Source organism: Pseudomonas sp. LBUM1651, assembly GCF_059716135.1.
The window spans coordinates 3,969,618-3,989,897 of sequence record NZ_CP166805.1 but is presented as its reverse complement, the minus strand read 5'-3'; the positions used below and the strand labels follow the sequence as shown (position 1 = coordinate 3,989,897).

Below are 20,280 nucleotides of genomic sequence, written 5' to 3'. Positions count from 1 at the left end.
GCGCAATGCCGACAGCTGCTGAATACAGGGAGCAGCTAAAAGCGCTGCTTCCACCTGGTCAGGCCTTCCCTCGCGATCCAGGCACCACTTTGCATGATCTCCTCGACGGCATGTCGATCGAGCTCGCACGCGTCGATGGGCGGGCCAGCGTCTTGCCACAGGAGGCAAACCCAACCACGTCGGCAGAGTTGCTGTCGGATTGGGAGCGGGTGGCAGGGCTTCCCGATAAGTGTTCGGGCGTCCTCGAGGAGACGTTGCAGGGGCGCCGAAACGCATTGCTGACCAAGCTCACCAGTACCGGCGGTCAATCCGCCGCGTACTTCATTGAGCTGGCCGCATCGCTTGGGTACACGGTGACGATCGAGCAGTTCAGACCTTTCAGGGTGGGCATGTCGCGCGCAGGTGACTCCCTTACAAACGGGCCATGGGTTTTCACATGGCTGATCCGTGCCCCCGAAGTAACAGTAACCAGCTTCCGAGTTGGCCGGTCTGCCGTGGGGGAAAGGTTGCGCACCTGGGGTAACGACACCCTCGAATGCAAAATAAATCAATTGAAGCCAGCGCACACGATCGCGCTCTTCGCCTACGGAGATTGACGCATGCACAGAATTGACGGGCCTGGAGCTACTGCCGACAACAGGTTCACCGATGGCGATCCGGTTGGTGGTGTACAAGCCACGATGGTTACCGACGATTGGGCAAACGCCATACAAGAAGAGATCATCTCTGTAATCAGCGACCCGGCGGTTGTTCCAGCAATTCCTCTTAACAAGGCCGCCAACAATCAGCTGGTTGCCGCCATCAAGAAGCTGATTGCAGCTGGCGCTGCAGATGCGACCACAACGATCAAAGGTATCTCCAGATTTGGCACGTCGCCCGAGCAATTGGCCGGCGTACTGACAACTGTGATGTCCAATCCGGCCGGGGTACTGGCGCTTATTACTGCATGGTTCCCGAAGAGAACTTTCGCAGCCAGCGACTATATCCGCATCCCCGACGTACCTGGCGGATTAATCTTTCAGTGGGCTTCAGGCGTTAGCGCGACTGTTGTAGGCGGCGGGTCCGCCGCTCAGGACGTCAACTTCCCTATAACGTTTCCTAATGGAGTGGTGGCTGTGATCCCAACTGCCAAATATGTTAGTGGCGCTGCGATGGTTGCATTTGAGTCGCCGACAGGGCTCACAACATCGAAGGCCAGTCTCACCGTCGGGAACCCAACAGGTGTTTCTGGTACGGCCATCCCACGCGCCCTCTGCATAGGATACTAACCATGGTTTATTTTAATCCAGAAACACTCGGCTTCATCCCGGCTCAATTTAGGGATGACGGCACCTACCCGGAAGAACGCTGGCCTGCTGCTGCGGTCCTTCTTGATGGTGAAGAGCAGGCTAAGTACTGGAAGCAACCCCCGCCTGAAAGCAAACGGCTTGGCTCTGTTGATGGTCGCCCGGCCTGGGTTGACTTACCACCTTTGCTGCCGCTCTCCCGCGAGGAAATCGAAGTACTGCGCTTGCAGGCCTATGCCGAGCCATTGACGGGTAGCGACCGCTATTTCTCCGAAGCGCAGCGCATGCAGGCGATGGGCGAGAACGGCTGGGAGGCGATACGTGATGCGGGTATTTCTCGCTTCGAGGAAATCCAGCAACTCTATCCCTGGCCGTAAGCCGTAGAAGCTGTAAACAGGCCGCCATTGAGCGGTTTTTTTGTGCCCGGAGAAAAGCAATGCCAGTTACCGAAAAAGACCGAGACATCCTCGCCCGCACTCTGTGGGGGGAGGCGCGCGGCGAAAGCCTGGCCGGCCAGATCGCTGTGGCCTGGACTATCCGCAACCGCGTGAACGACGGCAAGGACAAATCATGGTGGGGCGAGGGCTACGCCGGTGTGTGCCAGAAGTCGTACCAGTTCAGTTGCTGGAACAAGAACGACCCGAACTACGTGTTCTTGATCGGCATTAAACAGATCCAATTTCGAGAGCTGGCGCAGGCACGGATTGCGGCTGACCAGGTGATCGATGGGAAGGTGCCAGATCCCACCGGCGGCGCCACGCACTACTACGCCTCTGCGATGATGAAGGCGCCGACATGGACGAAGGGGGCAAAACAGACGGTGAAGATTGGTGGTCACGTCTTCTTCAAGGATGTGCCCTGATGACTGCGGCGCAGAAGCTGATAGCTCTGTTGGTGTTGGTTGCGGTGTTGATGGGTGGCGCCGCAGCTGGCACATGGAAGGTGCAGGACTGGCGCTATGGAAAGCAGCTTGCCGAGCAGGCCCGACTGCACCAGTCCGATCTGACTGGCATCAGCAATGCGGCCGCTGTTCAGGTGCGCACCGATCAGGACAAGCGCCTTGCGCTGGAGCAGCGTCTGGCGGCGAGCGACCAAACCCACCACAAGGAACTGAGCGATGCTCAAACCAATCAAGCTCGTCTGCGCGATCGCCTTGCCACTTCTGATCTGCGCCTGTCAGTCCTTATCGACGCCGCGGATTCAGCCAGTGGCTGTTCAGTGCTCACCGGTTCCGAAACCGTCAGCGTGGTTCATGGAGGAACGCGCGCCCGACTTGACCCAGCGCATGCTCAACGAATTGTCGCCATCACCGATGCCGGCGACCAAGGATTGATTGCGCTGAAGGCGTGCCAGGCATACGTCAGAGAAGTGAATCGCTGATGGGCATTCGCGCCTGCAGCTCGCGAATGATCCTTTCCTTTTGGGACAAGACCAAGGTAAGGCTTTGGATCTCGCCCAATTGCACAGTGGTTTCGGCTTCTCGGTTCGCCAGCCATGCTCGGGCTCTCGTCAGATCCGCCGAAAGCTCGTCGTTCATTTTGACCAAGCCTGAAATGTTTTCCTTCGCTGCGCGCAGCTCCCGCTTCAGCGCCTGGATGTCTTCCTCGAGCATGCTCGCATAATGCTGGACAGTCTCCAGCCGGGAGGGCGAGCCCAGCCAGTCGCTGGTGTCTTCGATTTCGTGTGTGTCCACGGTGAGGCCTTATCTGTACTGTTTGGATATACAGTAATCGAGCCGCGATGATTGGGCGAGGGTGCGGCGACGAGCAGTAGGATTTGAGGTTTGTGTTCGTTCGGCAGGACGCCGGGGAGGGTGGAAAGCTGCTGACAATTCTTCCCCAAAACGCAACCGTTTGGACCAATGTTTATTGGGTTCCAAAGAGTCGCAAAAGTGGGTGGTTTTAGAGGGGGATTTCGAACTCAAGGCCTTGATTTAAAAGGCCTTGGTCTATTTTTATGCGGCATCCCAGGCTTTAACACGATCCAAATTCTGAACAAAGCGAGTGGGGCGAATCAAATCAGGTTAATTCTCTTAATCTTCTTAGGCTTCAGCGGCATACTTTTCCAGCGAAGCGCGAGTCGCTCGATATCCACAAAATAAGTTGGTACGCGTGAGCGTTCACGAACAGCTTCGATGAATGGCAGCGACTGGGTGTATAGATTGATTAGGCTGGTATTGCTTGCGTACCTCAGCATACGCTCGTCATAAATACCTTCATCAATACCGATGCTTATCCGTTCCCAATAATTCAATACGTAGCTGACTTTTACGGAATTTTCTTTCTGCTTCTCGTATTTAGTTGCTTCGACCGGATCGTCAGGGATGGCCTTTTTATCAGATAAGATCGCTCGAATGTTGCCGTTCGGATCATCATGGAGCTGTCGGATCACAGCGTATCCATCTCTCAATTGATCGTCTGTTCGGCTGCCGAACATCAGATCAGCTGTTTGCTTTCGCTTGGCTATGACCTTGCTCGTCCAGACAGATGCGATTGCCGTTGCCAGGCCAAAAATTAAGAGAACATTGCGTAGTACTTCAGAACCAAGATCTGTGAGTAGCGGCGAGACAGATTGGCAAAGCATTTCCATATGAAATTCTCGACGAAAAAAATGGAGACCAATGGCCTCCATTTTTTAGGGATTAATGAGCGGGCTTTTACAGACCTTCGTACTCTTCACGCTTGATAATGATCTCAGTCATGGCTCATCTCCTAGTGATTGGGGGCAGATTATGCCCGATTTCTGCTAAACCTATCTTGGTGGTCGTTGACACCTTTGTCAACCAGCCTTAAAGCGGGATCGACAGGCAGCAGGGGAAACTGGGTGTCAGATTGTATCGCGTGACCCTAACACAGACGCGAAGTAGAGCCGGGCCAATTTGTTGCGTGATCTCGGAGTGACACTACCTGCGAGTCGGTCGGATCTTGTACCATTTTTTGTACCAATGACCGTGTAAAGCAGGTCAAAACCGGGTACGCCTAAGTAATTAAGTGCCCGGAATCATTGACTATTGTTACTTTGCCTTACCCCTTTAGAATCGCGGTGTAATTCTGTTCCAGGGACATGAAACTACCTGTGGGATTTTACGCAAAGGGCAAGGGTACGGTGGCAAACACGGTGCTGCAAGCTTGACGCAACAGCTTTACTCGTCGCGACCTTCCATCATGGTGCGTTTGAGCATCACATAAACCGCTCCGGCACCGCCATGTTTCGCCTGGCACGAGGTGAAACCGAGCACTTGTGAATGCTGGCGCAGCCAGGTGTTGACGTGGCTTTTGATCATTGGCCGCTTGCCGTCCAGACGCACGGCTTTGCCGTGGGTGACGCGCACGCAGCGGATTTCGAATTTGGTCGCTTCGGCCAGGAACGCCCAGAGGGTTTCCCTGGCCTTCTCCACGCTCATGCCGTGCAGGTCGAGGCTGCCTTCGAACGGGATCTGTCCGATCTTGAGCTTGCGCATCTGGCTTTCCTGCACGCCGTCGCGCGCCCACATCAACTCGTCTTCCGGGCCGACATCGATCACGAACTGATCGGACAGACCGTCAACGGTGGTGGCATCGGTGCGCACGGTGGCGGCTTGACGCAGCTTGGCGATCTGCGCGCGGTCAGCCTTGGGTTTGCCGGTTTCGGCGCGGTCGTGCTTGATCGGCTTGACGCCTTGGATCGCGCTTTTGAACAGGGAAAAATCGTCGTCGTGCATGTCAGCCTCCGCGAAGGGCGGCCAGTTTACCCAAGTCGAGACACGATCGATAACAATTGGGGCCCGCCAACATGCCGAGCCTTCAATTCAGTCGTGTTTTTTCATCAAATGCGGGGACATGTTCAACTCTTGCGACTGGCGCGCGCGGCGACGGCAACGCCGCCACAGCCACACGCCCAGGTAGAGCAGGAACAGCCCGACCGCCAGAATGATGGCCGAGCCCAGCGGGCTGGCGTTCAGCTCGCCGAGTGCCGGCGGGCGTCCCAGCAGGCTGGCGGCGCCGGCCATCGCCAGCAACACACCGCACGTTGCCAGCAGGGCAGCGAACGCTGCGCCGAATCGAAAACGCCAGTTGCTTTGGCCTTTGGGCCGCAAGCGGCGTGCGTCAAAACCATCGGATAACTTCATTCCGACCTTCCTCAATGGGTATCGGCCCTTCGACCGGGAGTTGACCGGGATGTTCCTGAGGCTATGACATTTACAGCTAATGAGAGGCTTTTGCGGATGAGCGGCGGCATGAACCGCTCATCAAGCGTCAATTAGATCAGATCGTGGGTCAGGGCGAGGGTGGCGAAGTTGTCCGCCATGATCGCCATTTCGGTCTGTTGAACGTGGTCTGCGCTCAACACGCCGCCCTTGTAGGGCAAATCCCGCGTTGCGCAAGCGTCTTCAACCAGGGTGCAACGAAAGCCCAGGTTTTTCGCGGCGCGAACGGTGGTGCTGACGCTGGAATGGCTCATGAAACCGCACACGATCAGGTCCAGCGAACCGAGATTCTGCAGGCGCTCCAGCAGTTCGGTGCCGTGAAACGCACTCGGCAGCAGTTTGCCGATGATGGTTTCGTCGGCCTGTGGTTCCAGGCCCGGGATGAATTCGCCGCGTTCGCCTTGCGGGTCGAACAGCCCGCCGACGGTGCCAAGGTGACGCACATGCACGATCGGCCGGCCGGCGGCGCGGGCAGCGCTCACCAGTTGCTTGATGTTCGCGACGGCAGTATCCATGCCGACCAGGGCCAGGGGGCCGCTGAGGTATTCTTTCTGGGCGTCGATGATAACCAGGGTCGCATGGCCCAGATTGGCTGCTGCATAACCGCGGCCGCTGAGTTGAAACATCGTTTTTGGAACGGACATTCTGGGGCTCCTTGGAGTGGGGCTTTTGCGACATTGTCCTCTGGCTGAGCGCTTCTGTGAATCGCTACCATCGCAGGGGCCGTCGTTGCTGGCCCGTAGCGTTGTCAAGATACTCGTTTTGTTCAATAGCCAGCGCGAAAAATGGATGCGTCCTACATCGGGGCCGATGTTTTTCCTGCGTCGTCGTGGCGCGTTTTGGCTGTTAGAATCGCCAGTCGTTTTTTTTGGAGTTTGCCCCCGTGATCACTTCCCGACTTCGTACCCTGCGCGACCATATCCGTTGGGCCGTCAGCCACTTCCATGGGGAGGATCTGTTTTTCGGCCATGGGACCGACAACGCTTGGGACGAAGCCCGTCAACTGGTGTTGGGTGCGTTGCACCTGCCGTGGGAAATTGCTGACAGTTACCTCGACTGTAACCTCGAAGAGGACGAGGTGGTCAGACTGCAACGCATGCTCAAGCGTCGTATCGAAGAACGCATCCCGACCGCTTACCTGCTGGGCGAGGCCTGGTTCTGCGGCATGTCGTTCATTGTCGACGAGCGTGTGTTGATCCCGCGTTCACCGATTGGCGAGCTGATCGAAAAGCGTTTCGAGCCGTGGCTCGGCGCCGAACCTGCGCGGATTCTCGACCTGTGCACCGGCTCCGGTTGCATCGGTATCGCGTGTGCCTATGAGTTCCAGAACGCCGAAGTGGTGCTGGCCGACCTGTCGTTCGAAGCGCTGGAAGTGGCCAACAAGAATATCGAGCGTCATGGCGCCGATGAGCGTGTGTACACGGTTCAGGGCGATGGTTTCGACGGTTTGCCGGGGCAGCGTTTCGACCTGATCGTGTCGAACCCGCCTTACGTCGATGCCGAAGACTTCGCCGACATGCCGCAGGAGTACCAGCACGAACCCGAGTTGGGCCTGGCCTGTGGCGATGATGGTTTGAACCTGGTGCGCCGCATGCTCGCCGAAGCGGCGGATCACCTGACCGAGAAGGGCTTGCTGATTGTCGAAGTGGGCAATAGCCAGGTTCACGTTGACGCGTTGTACCCGGAAGTCGACTTCGCCTGGCTCGATTTCGAGCGCGGTGGGCATGGCGTGTTCATGTTGAGCGCCGAGCAGTGCCGCGAGCATCAGGCGTTGTTCGCGTCCCGCGTCTGACTCAAGGACGCTATCCCTTGTAGGAGCGAGCTTGCTCGCGATGGACGTCAACGATAACGCGTGTTTACTGGAAAAACGCGTCGCGCTCAGGTCCATCGCGAGCAAGCTCGCTCCTACAAAGAACGGCCGCGCCGCGATCTCAAGCCTTCAGCGGTGCGTCGCAATCCAGATCAACAACCCCGCCTGAAACACCGCAAACGCCACCAGGCATGTAATGGTGAAACGCAGCCCCGCGTCTTCACGCTTGTACTTGCTGACCTTTTCCTCGTGCTTCTTCAGCTTTACTTCCTGCTCGGCCAGATTCTGCTCAGCCTGTTGGAGCATCTGCGCCGCTTCGAGAATTTCCACCTGTTGCAGCTTCTCGCTGTTCCAGTCGGCCAGCAGGTCGCCGACCTGCACCTCTTTGACGCTGCCCTTCAAATGCTGGGCATCGGCATACGCCACCTCAAAACCATGCGCTTTCAGAAAATGATCGCGGCGCAGGCGCGTGTCTTCGTTCAGCGCGTCCTTGTTGTTCAGGTCGGTGCCGTCGACGGTGTAGCCGGGCCAGCGCTTTTTCGCCCAGGTAATGCCCTGGGCCGCCATGTAGCGCCCGATGCCACGGTTCATTGGTTCGATCTGCAAACCGCTGTCCGGCCCGAAATGCACGCGTTTGCTGGCGTGATCGACCCACACGTCGAGGTGGTTCTGTTCCTTGCGCACCCGCTGGCCGGGCAGCGAAATGTTCATGCGCAACAGGCTGTGTTGCTTGTCGTTGCGTTCGGCGTAGCCGAATTCGACAAAGCGCAATGGCCGCCCGCCGGTGTTGCGATCGGTCTGCAACGGCGCCAGACGGAGCATCTTGTGGTGCTCGACGTGGACGTCCGCCCACGGCAGCTCGACCGCTGGCGGTGCGTCTTTTTCAGCGGTGGTGTCGGGTGAAGTCGGGGTATCAGTCATAACGGCGAGATCCTGTCCAAGCTCAGCTTGTCGCCAGTCATAACGCTGGCGACAAAGGCTTATCGGCCGTTTTTTTCAGTACTGGAGGGCAAAAGAGCTTAACTGGAGCGAAGTCCGTCAATAAACCCGAGGATTCGCGTGCCCAGCTCGGCGGCCAGCGGCAATTGCGGATCTTTATAAGAGGCCAATTGCCGTTTGACGTCGTTGGGCACGATGCGCATGACGTGGTTCATGCCGTCGATCAGTGCCAGTTCGGCGTCGGGTTTGGCGGCCTTGAGCAGCCTGGCGTCATCGACACCGACCTGAATGTCATTGCTGCCCTGAATGATCAACGCCGGCATTTTCAATTTGGCGAACGCCGCCGCCGGGTCTTGGCGGAACAGCGAAATCAGGTACGGCTGCACACTCGGGCGGAAAATTACCTGCAACTGCGGCGGCACATTGTCGTCGGTGCGGCCGGCCTTGAGGCTGTCCAGCAATTCGTTGCTGCGCAGCATCAGCGGCGGCGGCAGGCGATTGCCCAGTTGCTGGCGCAACACCTGATCGATCGGCCGGGCGCTGCCGGACATGGAAATCACCGCCGCGGCATCGACGGTCGGTGCCGCGAGGCTGGCGATCAGCGCGCCTTCGCTGTGGCCCAACAGAATCAGTGGGCCGAATCGCGGATCGGCTTTGAGCTTCTGGCCCCAGGCTTCGGCGTCGGCCACATAGGCCTCAACCGACAGATTGCGTTCATCCGGGGTCGCTGCGAGGCTCGCCGCCACGCCGCGCTTGTCGTAACGCACGCTGGCGATGTTGTGTTTGGCCAGCACCCAGGCGAGGCGCTTGAGGCTGTCGTTGCGCCCGCCGTCGGGATTATTGCCGTCGCGATCCGTAGGACCGGAGCCGGAAATGATCAGGACAACCGGCACGGGTTTGTCGGATTTCGGCAGCAACAACGAGCCGAAAAGCTCTCCGGTGCCGGTATCCAGCGTGATCGGCCGTTGCAGGACAGTGGCCTGTACAAAGCCGGTAAACAAGGTAAGGCTCAAGGCTAAAACTCGCAGCATCATCACGCCGTCATTCACAAAGGTGCCGGTTGGACTCGCGGGCACCCATAAGGTTCGAGGATGAACTACTTGGGTAGCCTGCGTATACTGGCGCGCATTACGTATTCAGGTTCATTTCACGGAGCGTCCTGCATGTCCGGCAATACCTACGGCAAGCTGTTCACTGTCACCACCGCAGGCGAAAGCCATGGTCCGGCGTTGGTCGCCATTGTCGACGGCTGCCCGCCGGGTCTGGAGATTTCCCTGGAGGATTTGCAGCGCGACCTCGATCGCCGCAAGCCCGGCACCAGCCGCCACACTACGCAGCGTCAGGAAGCGGACGAAGTCGAAATCCTCTCCGGCATTTTCGAAGGCCGCACCACCGGTTGCTCGATCGGCCTGTTGATCCGCAACACCGACCAGAAGTCCAAGGACTACTCGGCGATCAAGGATCTGTTCCGCCCGGCCCACGCCGACTACACCTATCACCACAAGTACGGCGAACGCGATTATCGCGGCGGCGGTCGCAGCTCGGCGCGGGAAACCGCCATGCGCGTGGCGGCTGGCGCGATTGCCAAGAAGTACCTGGCCACCCAGGGCATCGTCATTCGGGGGTACATGAGCCAGCTCGGCCCGATCGAAATCCCGTTCAAGACCTGGGATTCGGTGGAAGAGAATGCCTTTTTCAGCCCTGATCCGGACAAGGTGCCAGAACTGGAAGCCTATATGGACCAACTGCGCCGCGACCAGGATTCGGTTGGTGCGAAGATCACCGTGGTCGCCGAAGGCGTGATGCCAGGCCTCGGCGAGCCGATCTTCGACCGCCTCGACGCCGAACTGGCCCATGCGCTGATGAGCATCAACGCGGTCAAAGGCGTGGAAATCGGCGCCGGTTTCGCCAGCGTTGCCCAGCGCGGCACCGAACATCGCGATGAAATGACGCCGGAAGGTTTCCTCAGCAACAACGCGGGTGGCATTTTGGGCGGTATCTCGTCCGGTCAGCCGATCGTCGCGCACCTCGCGTTGAAGCCGACCTCCAGCATCACCACGCCGGGCCGTTCCATCGACATCCATGGCAATTCGGTGGAAGTCGTCACCAAAGGTCGCCACGACCCGTGTGTCGGCATCCGCGCCACGCCGATTGCCGAAGCAATGATGGCCATCGTGCTGATGGATCACCTGCTGCGTCACCGCGGGCAAAACGCCGATGTGCGCGTGAGCACGCCGGTGCTGGGTCAGCTTTGATGGCTGACCTTTACGCCGCAGCGGCCTGACGGCCGTGGCGGCGCTCCCGTACTGGCGGCTCTCCAGTTTCTATCTGTTCTATTTCGCCTTGCTCGGTTCGACAGCGCCGTTTCTGGCGCTGTACTTCGATCACCTGGGTTTTTCCAGCGCGCGAATCGGCGAGCTGGTGGCGATCCCGATGCTGATGCGTTGTGTCGCGCCGAACATCTGGGGCTGGCTCGGTGACTACACCGGCCGGCGCCTGGCCATCGTGCGTTTCGGCGCGGTCTGCACGTTGATTACGTTTTCGCTGATTTTCGTCAGCAAGTCCTACGCCTGGCTGGTGATGGTCATGGCGTTACATGCGTTTTTCTGGCACGCGGTGTTGCCGCAGTTCGAAGTCATCACCCTCGCGCATCTGAAGGGCCAGACGCAGCGCTACAGCCAAATTCGTTTGTGGGGCTCCATCGGCTTCATCATCACCGTGGTTGCGCTGGGCCGGTTGTTCGAATGGCTCAGCCTCGACATTTACCCGGTGGCGCTGGTGCTGATCATGGCCGGGATCGTGGTCAGCAGCCTGTGGGTGCCGAACGCCCAACCGGTTCAGGGTGAGCGAATCACGGGAGACGGATTTCTCAAGCAGATGCGCAACCCCGGCGTATTGGCGTTCTACGGTTGTGTGGCGCTGATGCAGATGAGCCATGGCCCGTATTACACCTTTCTGACCTTGCACCTTGAGCGATTGGGTTACAGCCGTGGATTGATCGGCATGCTCTGGGCGCTCGGCGTGGTGGCGGAAGTCTTGATGTTTCTGGCCATGAGCAAGATCCTTGCGCGCTTCTCGGTGCGCCGCGTACTGCTGGCGAGTTTTCTGCTGGCGGCACTGCGCTGGTTATTGCTGGGTTCGTTTGCCGAATTTGTCTGGGTGCTGCTGTTTGCCCAAGTGCTGCACGCCGCGACATTTGGCAGCTTTCACGCGGCTGCCATCCAATTCGTGCAACGTAGCTTCGGTGCGCGCCAGCAAGGACAGGGCCAGGCGTTGTACGCCGCGCTGGCCGGCACCGGCGGCGCACTGGGCGCGTTGTACTCCGGCTACAGCTGGAATGCCCTCGGGGCCACGTTCACCTTTAGTATTGCCAGTCTCGCAGCCTTCGCCGCTGCCGTTATCATTGCCACACGTATGCAAGAGGACAGGCCATGAGCCTTACCCGTGAACACCTCGCCCAGGAAATCATCGACGCCGGGCGTTTTCTGTATGGCCGCGGCTGGTCGCCGGCCACCAGCAGCAACTATTCGACCCGTCTGTCGCCGACCGAAGCCTTGCTGACCGTGTCCGGCAAGCACAAAGGCCAGTTGGGCCTCGATGATGTGCTGGCCACGGATCTGTCCGGCAATAGCCTGGAGCCGGGCAAGAAGCCGTCCGCCGAAACCTTGCTGCACACCCAGCTCTACAGCTGGCGTCCGGAAATCGGCGCGGTGCTGCACACCCATTCGGTGAACGCCACGGTGCTGTCGCGCCTGACGCCAGAAGATTTCATCGAGTTCGAAGACTACGAACTGCAAAAAGCCTTCAGCGGCGTATCCACCCACGAATCCCGGGTGCGTGTGCCGATTTTCGACAACGATCAGGACATTGCGCGGCTCGCCGCCGAGGTGCAGCCTTGGCTGGAAGCCCATCCCGATTGCGTCGGCTATCTGATCCGCGGTCATGGCCTCTACACCTGGGGTGCGCGCATGAGCGATGCGCTGCGGCAGATCGAGGCCTTTGAATTTTTGTTCGAGTGCGAGTTGAAGACGCGCGCTCTCTTGAACCGTTAAGGAGTTGCCCTGATGAGCAGCCTGTCCGTTTACCACGTCTCAAGCCCTGACATTCCGAACAAGGTGCTGACCCATTTCGAAGACATCGCCTCGACCCTGGCCGAGCAGGGCGTGCGCTTCGACCGTTGGCAAGCGGCGGCGAAAATCCAGCCGGGCGCCAGCCAGGAAGAGGTGATCGCCGCGTATCAGGAGCAAATCGACAAACTCATGACCGAGCGCGGCTACATCACCGTCGATGTGATCAGCCTGAACAGCGACCACCCGCAAAAAGCCGAGCTGCGCGCCAAGTTTCTCGACGAACACCGCCATGGCGAAGACGAAGTAAGATTTTTCGTCGCCGGCCGTGGCTTGTTCACCCTGCACATCGACGATTACGTGTACGCCGTGCTGTGCGAGAAGAACGACCTGATCTCGGTGCCGGCCGGCACGCCGCACTGGTTCGACATGGGCGAGCATCCGCATTTCGTCGCCATTCGTCTGTTCAACAATCCTGAAGGCTGGGTGGCCAATTTCACCGGCGAAGACATCGCCAGCCGCTTCCCGCGTCTTGAGGACTGAGCCGATGCCGATCAAAGCGATTCTCACCGACATCGAAGGCACCACCAGCGCGGTGAGTTTTGTGTTCGACGTGCTGTTTCCGTATGCCGCCAGACACCTGCCGGACTTCGTTCGCCAGCACGCCACGCGCGCCGATGTGGCCGAGCAACTGACCGCCGTGCGCCGGGACAACAATGAGCCGGACGCGGACGTCGAGCGCGTTATCGAGATCCTCCTGGGCTGGATCGCCGAAGACCGCAAAGCCACGCCGCTCAAGGCGTTGCAAGGCATGGTCTGGGCGCAGGGCTATCAGGCCGGGCAGTTGAAAGGCCACGTGTACCCGGACGCCGTCGAAGCGCTGAAGCGCTGGCATCAGGAGGGGTTCAAACTGTTTGTTTACTCCTCCGGTTCGATTCAGGCGCAGAAGCTGATTTTCGGCTGCTCGGAGGCGGGGGATTTGTCGCCGCTGTTCAGCGGCTATTTCGACACCACCTCGGGACCCAAGCGTGAGGCGCAGTCTTACCAGCGCATTACCCAGGCGATTGGTTTTGAGGCTTCGCAGATTTTGTTTCTGTCCGATATCGTCGAAGAGCTGGATGCGGCGCGTACGGCGGGTATGGCGACGTGTGGCCTGGCCCGTGAAGGCGGGGAGTTGGCGGGGCATCTGACCGTCGACAGCTTTGCGCGGATTGCCCCGTCCACCCTATAACCCACATAACCTGTAGGAGCCGAGCTTGCTCGCGATGGCGGCCTGTCAGTCAACATGAATGTCGCCTGACACACCGCCATCGCGAGCAAGCTCGGCTCCTACAGGGGATGGGTGCAGCTTCAGAAACAACTCAGGCCGTGAAGCGAAAGCTTTCACGGCCTGTTTGTTTGCAGCGTTAAAACAATTTACGCCGAATGATAAGTCGGCAGTGCGAACCGCTGCTGGCTCTGCAGCATGGAAATCTGCGGCAGTTCGCTGGCCTGTTCAGCCAGGTCACGGCGGATGGCGCTGATCACCCACGACAGCTGATCACCGGCATGCAATTGCTGGTAGGAAATCGAGCGTTTGAACACTTTGCCTTCGGTGCTGCGCAGGGTCAGCAGAATGCCGCCGTCCGGACGAGGCTGGGTGGTCACTTCGAAGTTGGAGAACAGGGACGAAAATTTTTCTTGGATCAGGTTCATGTCTATCAGCTCCGTAAGCTCTTGAATGGCAAGCATGCAGAGGTAGTTGCAGTGATTGTGCCAGCACCTGAATTTTTAAAAATCGTTATAAATCAACAAGTTAATTTTTAGTCGATTTTTTGTTTTCGTGCAATCTGCATGAATGGCCATCGTGCATCCTGCATTTTGCGAGGTTGGAGTCGATTGCATGGAACCAATCAACACCTCGGCGATCACCATGTCGGCGCGGATACAAAACATTTCAAAAACCGCGTGTACAGCTCAAGAACCGTTGACGTATTTTCGGGCCCAATCACCGTCGCCCGACAATAAAAAATCGCACGGGAATCACCATGAGCCGCACGACGAACGACACGATCACCTGGGGCATGATGCTCCGCAAGCTGCCTTCGATTGCCAAGGCCATCCCGCGGGTGGTGAAGGGCATGAAGGCCGCCAACGTCAAGGACCCGACCCAACCGTGTGGCCTCGGCTGGAGCTTCGAGCAGGCAACGTTGCGCAATCCCGAGGGTCCGGCGTTGCTGCAGGGCGCCGTGAAACTCAGCTATTCACAAGTCAATCAGTGGGCCAACCGCATTGCCCATCACTTGATTGCCCAAGGCATCCGCAAGGGCGACGTGGTGGCGGTCTTCATCGAGAATCGTCCGGAGCTGATGGTGACGATCCTGGCGGTGGCCAAGGTCGGCGCGATCAGCGCCTTGCTCAACACCTCGCAGACTCGCGATACCCTGGCCCATAGCCTGAACCTGGTGGCGCCTGCGGCGATCATCGTCGGTGAGGAGCTGGTCCCGGCGTTTTCGGTGGTGCGCGAGCGGGTTTCGATCGACGCGGCGCGCACCTGGTTTGTCGCCGACCGAGACACTTACAACCAACCGGGCATTGCGCCCGACGGCTTCATCAACCTGATGTCGGCGACGGCGGACAGCCCCAGCGACAACCCCGCCAGCAGCCAGCAGGTTTTTCTCGACGACCCGTGTTTCTATATCTACACCTCGGGCACCACCGGATTGCCCAAGGCCGGCGTGTTCAAGCATGGCCGCTGGATGCGCAGCTCCGCGAGCTTTGGCTTGATCGCGCTGGACATGCGCCCCGAAGACATCGTCTATTGCACGTTGCCGCTCTATCACGCCACCGGGCTGTGCGTGTGCTGGGGCTCGGCCATCAGCGGGGCGTCGGGGTTTGCCATTCGCCGCAAGTTCAGCGCCAGTCAGTTCTGGAGCGATGTGCGCAACTACCGGGCGACCACCCTCGGTTACGTCGGTGAGTTGTGCCGCTACCTCGTCGATCAGCCGCCGAGCGCCGACGACAACCGGCACGGCGTGACGAAAATGATCGGCAACGGCCTGCGCCCCGGTGCGTGGCGCGAATTCAAGACGCGCTTTGGCGTGAACCACATCTGCGAGTTGTACGCCGCCAGCGACGGCAATATCGGCTTCACCAACATTCTCAACTTCGACAACACCGTCGGTTTTTCCCTGATGTCCTGGGAACTGGCGGCCTACGACCACGACAGCGGTGCGCCAACGCGTGATGCCAAAGGCTTCATGCGCAAGGTGGCCAAGGGCGAGCAGGGGCTGTTGCTGGCGAAGATCGACGACAAGGCGCCACTGGACGGCTACACCGATCCACAGAAGACCGAAAAAGTCGTGCTCCACGACGTGTTCGAAAAGGGTGACCGTTACTTCAATACCGGCGACCTGCTGCGCAATATCGGTTTTGGCCATGCGCAGTTCGTCGATCGCCTCGGTGACACCTACCGCTGGAAGGGTGAAAACGTCTCGACCACCGAAGTCGAGAACATCCTGCTGCAGCACCCGAACATTTCCGAAGCCGTGGCCTATGGCGTAGAAGTGCGCAACACCAACGGGCGCGCCGGGATGGCGGCGATCACACCCGCCGAATCCCTGGCAACCCTGGATTTCAGCGAGCTGCTGGCCTTCGCCCGCGAGCACATGCCGGCGTATGCGGTGCCGTTGTTCCTGCGGGTGAAAGTGAAAATGGAAACCACGGGCACCTTCAAATACCAGAAGACCCGGCTCAAGGATGAAGCCTTCGACCCAGGCAAAACCGGAGATGATCCGATCTACGCCTGGTTGCCGGGGACCGAGACTTACGTGCAGGTCACTGAACAATTGCTGGCGGACATTCACGGTGGCAAGTACCGCTATTGAATGTGGCTATGGCACGCCTTGAGAAAAAAGAAGTGACAGTGTCGGGGCCGCTCGGGAAACTGTCGGCTTTGCGAATAACTGTGAGTGGAGTCTCAAATGTCCGATCAAAGCCGCCAGATGACCCCCGAAGAAGCCGCCGAGTTTGCCGAACAGGTCTTCAACAAGGCGCGCGAGGGCGATGCGGCCATGATGGCTGCGCTGCTGACCAAAGGCCTGCCGCCGAACCTGCGTAACCACAAGGGTGACACCTTGCTGATGCTGGCCGCTTACCACGGCCATGTGGAAACCGTGAAAGTCCTGCTCGAGCACAAGGCCGACCCGGAAATCCGCAACGACAACGGCCAGAGCCCGATTGCCGGCGCAGCGTTCAAGGGCGACCTGGCCGTGGTCAAGGCGCTGGTCGAAGGTGGCGCGCAAGTGGAAGGCTCGTCGTTTGACGGTCGCACGGCGCTGATGATGGCGGCGATGTTCAACCGCGTGGAAATCGTCGATTACCTGATCAGCAAGGGGGCTGATCCGAAAGCCAAGGATGCCAATGGCGTGTCCGCGCTGGATGCGGCCAAGACGTTGGGGGCGGTGGATACCACGGCGCAGTTGGAGAAGCTGCTCGGCTGATTCGGCTCCTGTAGGAGCGAGCTTGCTCGCGATGGACGATAACGATAACGCGTGCTGTCTGAATGAACGCGTTGCCTAAACGTCCATCGCGAGCAAGCTCGCTCCTACAGGGGATCGGCGTACGCTTTCGCCTTTCGCCATTCAATACACCCAAACCTCAACCCGCCGATTCTTGATCCGCCCTTCATCCGCACTGTTGGCCGCCACCGGCATCTCGGCGCCAAAGCCGCGGATCTCGCGAAACACCACGCCGCTTTTCACCAGTTCCCGCCGCACCGCCATGGCCCGCAGTTTCGACAGCAGGTCGGCCCGCGCCGGATCGCTTTTGGCATCGCCAAACCCTACCAGCGTCACCTGCCGGTTGGTCTTCTCGTTCTGCCGGATGTAATCGAGCACCCGCGTCAGATCCTGCCGGGCCTTGTTATCCAGCGTCGCGTTGCCTTCTTCGAAACGGAAATTCACGCTCAGGCGCTGGGCGTGGCGGCTGAGTGCCTGATAGCCCTCGGGCATCAGCGCATTCGGTGTGACGGCCATGGCCTGGACGGTCTGGGCAATAAACCCGTTGGCCGCGACGATAGCCTGGCCTTTGCTGCTTTGGGCGAACGCCACCAAGGCTTCGGCCCAGGGATTTTTGCCGTTGGGCGGCAGGTAAAAGAACAGCCGGCGCGACAGCGGATAGTCTTCGGTGGCAATCAGGCTGTTGAGCGGCAACATGGCCTGGGACTGGCCATCGACGATCGCCACGGCTTTGGCCTGGCGCACGTAGGGCAGGCCGATGAAGCCGATGCCTTGCGGGTCGAGGCTGACCGCGTCGGACAATTGCTCGCTGGATTCGAAACGTTTCGCTGCGCTGTTCAGCGTTTTCCCGCGACGGCTGAGCACTACTTCCTTGAAGGTGTCGTAAGTGCCCGATTGGTCATCCCGCGCGTAAAGATGAATCGCTCCGCCGCTGCCGCCGAGTTCTTCCCAGGTGTGGGCTTCGCCGCTGAAGATGCGCGCCAGTTGCTCGGTGTTGAGTTGATTCAGCGGGTTTTGCGGATGAAGGATGATTGCCAGGCCGTCGATGGCGATGACCTGCTCGGCGCCGGGGCTCTTCAGATCGCCGAGGGATTGCAGGGCCAGCAGTTCGCTGTCCTTGATCGGGCGCGAAGAGGCGGCAAGGTCCGCAGTGGCGTTTTTCAGGGCGGTGAAGCCGGTGCTGGAGCCGTGGGCCGCGACTTCCACCTCGACCCGGCGACCCTGCGCGGTTTCGCCGACTACGCGCAGTTCATTGGCAGTGTCCGGGGCTTCGCTGTGGACCTTGAGCAAGCCTTGCTCGCGCATCAAACCCTCGACCAGCGCCGGACCCAATGCCGCGCCAATGGTGTTGGAACCCTGGATGCGCAGCACCGGACCCTGTTTGGGGGTCGGCAAGTCACCGGCCGATGCGGTGACTGGCTGCCCGGCGCACAGCATTAACAGGAATAAAACGCGCAGCGTCATGCCGGCACCTTATAAAGCCAAAGAAAGTGCGGGGAGAATAAGTCAGTAAGGTTTCCGAAAGATGACAGTTATCAGCATTGTAGGAGCGAGCTTGCTCGCGATGGTCGTCAACGATAATGCTGGCGGCCTGACACACCGCAGTGGGCTCAGGCTCATCGCGAGCAAGCTCGCTCCTACAGGTGATCTATGTCGACAGGTAGGGATCAGCTCAACTCAAGCCAGATCGGCGCGTGATCCGAAGGTTTTTCCATCCCGCGCAGTTCGTAATCCACGCCGGCATCCTTCACCCGCGGCAACAAACCGTGGGACGCCATGATCACGTCGATCCGCAGCCCGCGCTTGGGTTCATCTTCAAAGCCGCGGCTGCGGTAGTCGAACCAGCTGAAACGGTCGGCCACGTCCGGGTTCAGGTGGCGGAAGCTGTCCACCAGGCCCCAGTTCTTCAGGCGGGCCATCCACTCGCGTTCTTCCGGCAGGAAGCTGCATTTGCCGGTTTTCAGCCAGCGCTTCATGTTGTCCGGGCCGATGCCGATGTCGCAGTCTTCCGGAGAAATGTTCACGTCGCCCATCACCACCAGCGGCTGTTCGTTGTTGAACTGGCTTTCCAGCAAGTGCTGCAGATCGTTGTAGAAACGTTCCTTGGCCGGGAACTTGGTCGGATGGTCGCGGCTTTCGCCCTGTGGGAAATAGCCGTTCATGATGGTCACCGGCACGCCATTGGCGTCGGCGAAGGTGCCCCAGATGAAGCGGCGCTGCGCGTCTTCTTCATCGGTGACGAAACCTTTGTGCAGCGCCAGCGGTTCCTGGCGCGAGAGCAGGGCGACACCGTAGTGACCCTTTTGCCCGTGGAAATACACGTGATAGCCCAGCGCCTGAACCTCGGCCAGCGGGAACTGGTCGTCATGGACTTTGGTTTCCTGCAGGCCGATGACGTCGGGTTGATGCTTTTCGATCAGCGCCGCCAGCTGATGGGGGCGAGCGCGCAGCCCGTTGATGTTGAAGGAGACGATCTTCATGGTCGGCAGTCCTGGCAAAAGGGCGATGCTAGCTGACCTGTGGGATTGGGGCTAGGGTGGGGTGAGGGGATTCACTGTGATCTGTCAGATCTCTACTGGCAGCACCGGCCTCTTCGCGGGCAAGCCTTGCTCCTACAGGTTTCGTGTCGTACCAAATGATTCGGCAAACACAGGACCTGTAGGAGCATGGCTTGCCCGCGAAGGCGGCAGCCCGGTCGATGAAGATCTCCACTTGGTCTATACCTGTCTGGGGAACTGTGAAGCCACCCAAACGCTCGTACCAATAAGAGCACAGCCGTTTGAGCTGTCCCGGGGAGATCTACCGTTATGCCCGAAACTTCGACCGCCATCGCCGATATCCACATGCTCGACAGCGGCTATTCCCGCGAAGCCCGTTCCCTGTTGTACCAGGCCTACCGCCACGAACCGACCTTCGGCTACCTCTTCGAAGCCGAGCGCCCCGGTTATGAACAGCGGGTCCGCGCCACCGTGCGCGAACTGGTCAAACAACACTTTCTTCAGGATTTGCCAGCCATCGGCCTGCTGGTCAACGACCGCTTGATCGGCATCGCGCTGATCGCGCCACCGCAACGTCGCCTGGGCATTACCGAAAGCTGGGCCTGGCGCCTGCGGATGGTGCTCAGCACCGGGTTTCGCTGCACCCGCCGCTACCTCGAGTACCACGATGCGGTGATGGCGTGCGTGCCGTCCGACTCGGTGCACCTGCTGCCGTTGCTGGGGATTCATCCGCAATTCCAGGGCAAGCACTTCGGTGAGCAGCTGTTGCAAGCGGTGCACAACTGGTGCGCGGTCGATGAGCACTCTGAAGGTGTGGTGCTCGATACCGGGAATCCGCGTTATCTGGAGTTTTACAAGCGTCAGGGTTATGAGGAAATCGGCGAGGTCGCCGTAGGACCGATCCGCGAACACGTGTTTTTCCACGCCAATCCACAGGTGCTGCAAACCGCCTCGGCATAAACGGTAGAACTTTCGCGGGACGCGAGGTTCTATCA

General features: G+C 59.3%; 24 protein-coding genes. 14 read left to right on the top strand and 10 right to left on the bottom strand.

Annotation, left to right across the window (positions count from 1 at the left end; all coding sequences use genetic code 11):
- The first annotated feature begins 5 nt into the window (after window positions 1–5).
- The 5 genes from ACA066_RS18575 to ACA066_RS18555 are packed head-to-tail and all read left to right on the top strand — an operon-like array spanning window position 6 to window position 2,666.
- Window positions 6–596: a YmfQ family protein gene (locus tag ACA066_RS18575; RefSeq protein WP_497696103.1), complete on the top strand. Its 591-nt coding sequence runs from the start codon at window positions 6–8 to the stop codon at window positions 594–596.
- A gap of 3 nt (window positions 597–599) precedes the next feature.
- Window positions 600–1,268, top strand: coding sequence for a gp53-like domain-containing protein (locus ACA066_RS18570; protein WP_497696102.1), 669 nt, complete (start codon window positions 600–602; stop codon window positions 1,266–1,268).
- A 2-nt stretch (window positions 1,269–1,270) separates the two neighbouring features.
- Window positions 1,271–1,663, top strand: a complete 393-nt coding sequence (locus ACA066_RS18565) for a hypothetical protein (protein ID WP_497696101.1) — start codon at window positions 1,271–1,273, stop codon at window positions 1,661–1,663.
- Window positions 1,664–1,722: 59 nt separating this feature from the next.
- Window positions 1,723–2,148, top strand: coding sequence for a cell wall hydrolase (locus tag ACA066_RS18560; RefSeq protein ID WP_497696100.1), 426 nt, complete (start codon window positions 1,723–1,725; stop codon window positions 2,146–2,148).
- Window positions 2,148–2,666, top strand: coding sequence for a lysis system i-spanin subunit Rz (locus ACA066_RS18555; protein ID WP_497696099.1), 519 nt, complete (start codon window positions 2,148–2,150; stop codon window positions 2,664–2,666). The genes ACA066_RS18560 and ACA066_RS18555 overlap by 1 nt, the downstream gene beginning before the upstream one ends.
- Here ACA066_RS18555 and ACA066_RS18550 read toward each other — a convergent pair.
- From ACA066_RS18550 to ACA066_RS18530, 5 genes are all read right to left on the bottom strand, one after another.
- On the bottom strand, window positions 2,647–2,979 hold the full coding sequence (locus ACA066_RS18550) for a hypothetical protein (protein ID WP_497696098.1): 333 nt from the start codon (window positions 2,977–2,979) through the stop codon (window positions 2,647–2,649). The genes ACA066_RS18555 and ACA066_RS18550 overlap by 20 nt on opposite strands.
- 320 nt (window positions 2,980–3,299) lie before the next feature.
- The gene (locus ACA066_RS18545; RefSeq protein ID WP_497696097.1) at window positions 3,300–3,875 is read right to left on the bottom strand and encodes a DUF4760 domain-containing protein; all 576 of its coding nucleotides are present in this window, start codon (window positions 3,873–3,875) and stop codon (window positions 3,300–3,302) included.
- A gap of 553 nt (window positions 3,876–4,428) precedes the next feature.
- Window positions 4,429–4,986: a Smr/MutS family protein gene (locus ACA066_RS18540; protein ID WP_497696096.1), complete on the bottom strand. Its 558-nt coding sequence runs from the start codon at window positions 4,984–4,986 to the stop codon at window positions 4,429–4,431.
- 87 nt (window positions 4,987–5,073) lie between these two features.
- A complete protein-coding gene (locus ACA066_RS18535; protein ID WP_497696095.1) occupies window positions 5,074–5,394 on the bottom strand; it encodes a hypothetical protein in 321 nt (106 codons plus the stop codon).
- A 131-nt stretch (window positions 5,395–5,525) separates the two neighbouring features.
- The gene (locus tag ACA066_RS18530) at window positions 5,526–6,116 is read right to left on the bottom strand and encodes a cysteine hydrolase family protein (RefSeq protein WP_497696094.1); all 591 of its coding nucleotides are present in this window, start codon (window positions 6,114–6,116) and stop codon (window positions 5,526–5,528) included.
- A gap of 239 nt (window positions 6,117–6,355) precedes the next feature.
- On the opposite strand from ACA066_RS18530, the gene prmB reads away from it, so the two are divergent.
- Window positions 6,356–7,264: a 50S ribosomal protein L3 N(5)-glutamine methyltransferase gene (gene prmB / locus ACA066_RS18525; RefSeq protein WP_497696093.1), complete on the top strand. Its 909-nt coding sequence runs from the start codon at window positions 6,356–6,358 to the stop codon at window positions 7,262–7,264.
- Window positions 7,265–7,411: 147 nt separating this feature from the next.
- Here the strand turns inward: prmB and ACA066_RS18520 are convergent, their stop codons facing one another.
- Both ACA066_RS18520 and ACA066_RS18515 read right to left on the bottom strand, forming a co-directional pair.
- Complete coding sequence (locus ACA066_RS18520) at window positions 7,412–8,203, bottom strand: hypothetical protein (protein ID WP_497696092.1); 792 nt, start codon at window positions 8,201–8,203, stop codon at window positions 7,412–7,414.
- A gap of 98 nt (window positions 8,204–8,301) precedes the next feature.
- Complete coding sequence (locus ACA066_RS18515; protein ID WP_497699915.1) at window positions 8,302–9,255, bottom strand: alpha/beta hydrolase; 954 nt, start codon at window positions 9,253–9,255, stop codon at window positions 8,302–8,304.
- A gap of 129 nt (window positions 9,256–9,384) precedes the next feature.
- On the opposite strand from ACA066_RS18515, the gene aroC reads away from it, so the two are divergent.
- The 5 genes from aroC to mtnC are packed head-to-tail and all read left to right on the top strand — an operon-like array spanning window position 9,385 to window position 13,519.
- Window positions 9,385–10,476 (top strand): chorismate synthase, encoded by a 1,092-nt coding sequence (gene aroC, locus ACA066_RS18510; RefSeq protein WP_497696091.1) that lies wholly within the window; start codon window positions 9,385–9,387, stop codon window positions 10,474–10,476.
- A gap of 34 nt (window positions 10,477–10,510) precedes the next feature.
- A complete protein-coding gene (locus ACA066_RS18505; RefSeq protein WP_497696090.1) occupies window positions 10,511–11,656 on the top strand; it encodes an MFS transporter in 1,146 nt (381 codons plus the stop codon).
- Entirely contained in the window at window positions 11,653–12,273 is a 621-nt protein-coding gene (locus ACA066_RS18500; protein WP_497696089.1) for a methylthioribulose 1-phosphate dehydratase, read from the top strand. The genes ACA066_RS18505 and ACA066_RS18500 overlap by 4 nt, the downstream gene beginning before the upstream one ends.
- A 12-nt stretch (window positions 12,274–12,285) precedes the next feature.
- On the top strand, window positions 12,286–12,831 hold the full coding sequence (locus ACA066_RS18495) for a 1,2-dihydroxy-3-keto-5-methylthiopentene dioxygenase (RefSeq protein WP_034151296.1): 546 nt from the start codon (window positions 12,286–12,288) through the stop codon (window positions 12,829–12,831).
- A gap of 4 nt (window positions 12,832–12,835) precedes the next feature.
- A complete protein-coding gene (gene mtnC / locus ACA066_RS18490; RefSeq protein ID WP_497696088.1) occupies window positions 12,836–13,519 on the top strand; it encodes an acireductone synthase in 684 nt (227 codons plus the stop codon).
- A gap of 185 nt (window positions 13,520–13,704) precedes the next feature.
- Here mtnC and ACA066_RS18485 read toward each other — a convergent pair whose 3' ends face one another.
- Window positions 13,705–13,983, bottom strand: coding sequence for a DUF3509 domain-containing protein (locus tag ACA066_RS18485; RefSeq protein WP_017339634.1), 279 nt, complete (start codon window positions 13,981–13,983; stop codon window positions 13,705–13,707).
- 332 nt (window positions 13,984–14,315) lie between these two features.
- Between ACA066_RS18485 and ACA066_RS18480 the strand changes: the two genes are divergently transcribed.
- Window positions 14,316–16,154, top strand: coding sequence for a long-chain-acyl-CoA synthetase (locus tag ACA066_RS18480; protein ID WP_497696087.1), 1,839 nt, complete (start codon window positions 14,316–14,318; stop codon window positions 16,152–16,154).
- A gap of 96 nt (window positions 16,155–16,250) precedes the next feature.
- On the top strand, window positions 16,251–16,769 hold the full coding sequence (locus ACA066_RS18475; protein WP_017339632.1) for an ankyrin repeat domain-containing protein: 519 nt from the start codon (window positions 16,251–16,253) through the stop codon (window positions 16,767–16,769).
- 141 nt (window positions 16,770–16,910) lie between these two features.
- On the opposite strand, the gene ACA066_RS18470 is transcribed toward ACA066_RS18475, so the two are convergent.
- Both ACA066_RS18470 and xthA read right to left on the bottom strand, forming a co-directional pair.
- Window positions 16,911–18,251, bottom strand: coding sequence for a substrate-binding domain-containing protein (locus tag ACA066_RS18470; RefSeq protein WP_497696086.1), 1,341 nt, complete (start codon window positions 18,249–18,251; stop codon window positions 16,911–16,913).
- 203 nt (window positions 18,252–18,454) lie between these two features.
- Window positions 18,455–19,267, bottom strand: a complete 813-nt coding sequence (xthA, locus tag ACA066_RS18465) for an exodeoxyribonuclease III (protein WP_461954090.1) — start codon at window positions 19,265–19,267, stop codon at window positions 18,455–18,457.
- Window positions 19,268–19,594: 327 nt separating this feature from the next.
- Here xthA and ACA066_RS18460 point away from each other — a divergent pair, with 327 nt between their 5' ends.
- Window positions 19,595–20,245 carry a GNAT family N-acetyltransferase gene (locus ACA066_RS18460; protein ID WP_214377235.1) on the top strand — a complete coding sequence of 217 codons (651 nt, stop codon included), beginning with the start codon at window positions 19,595–19,597 and terminating at the stop codon, window positions 20,243–20,245.
- Window positions 20,246–20,280: the final 35 nt, after the last annotated feature.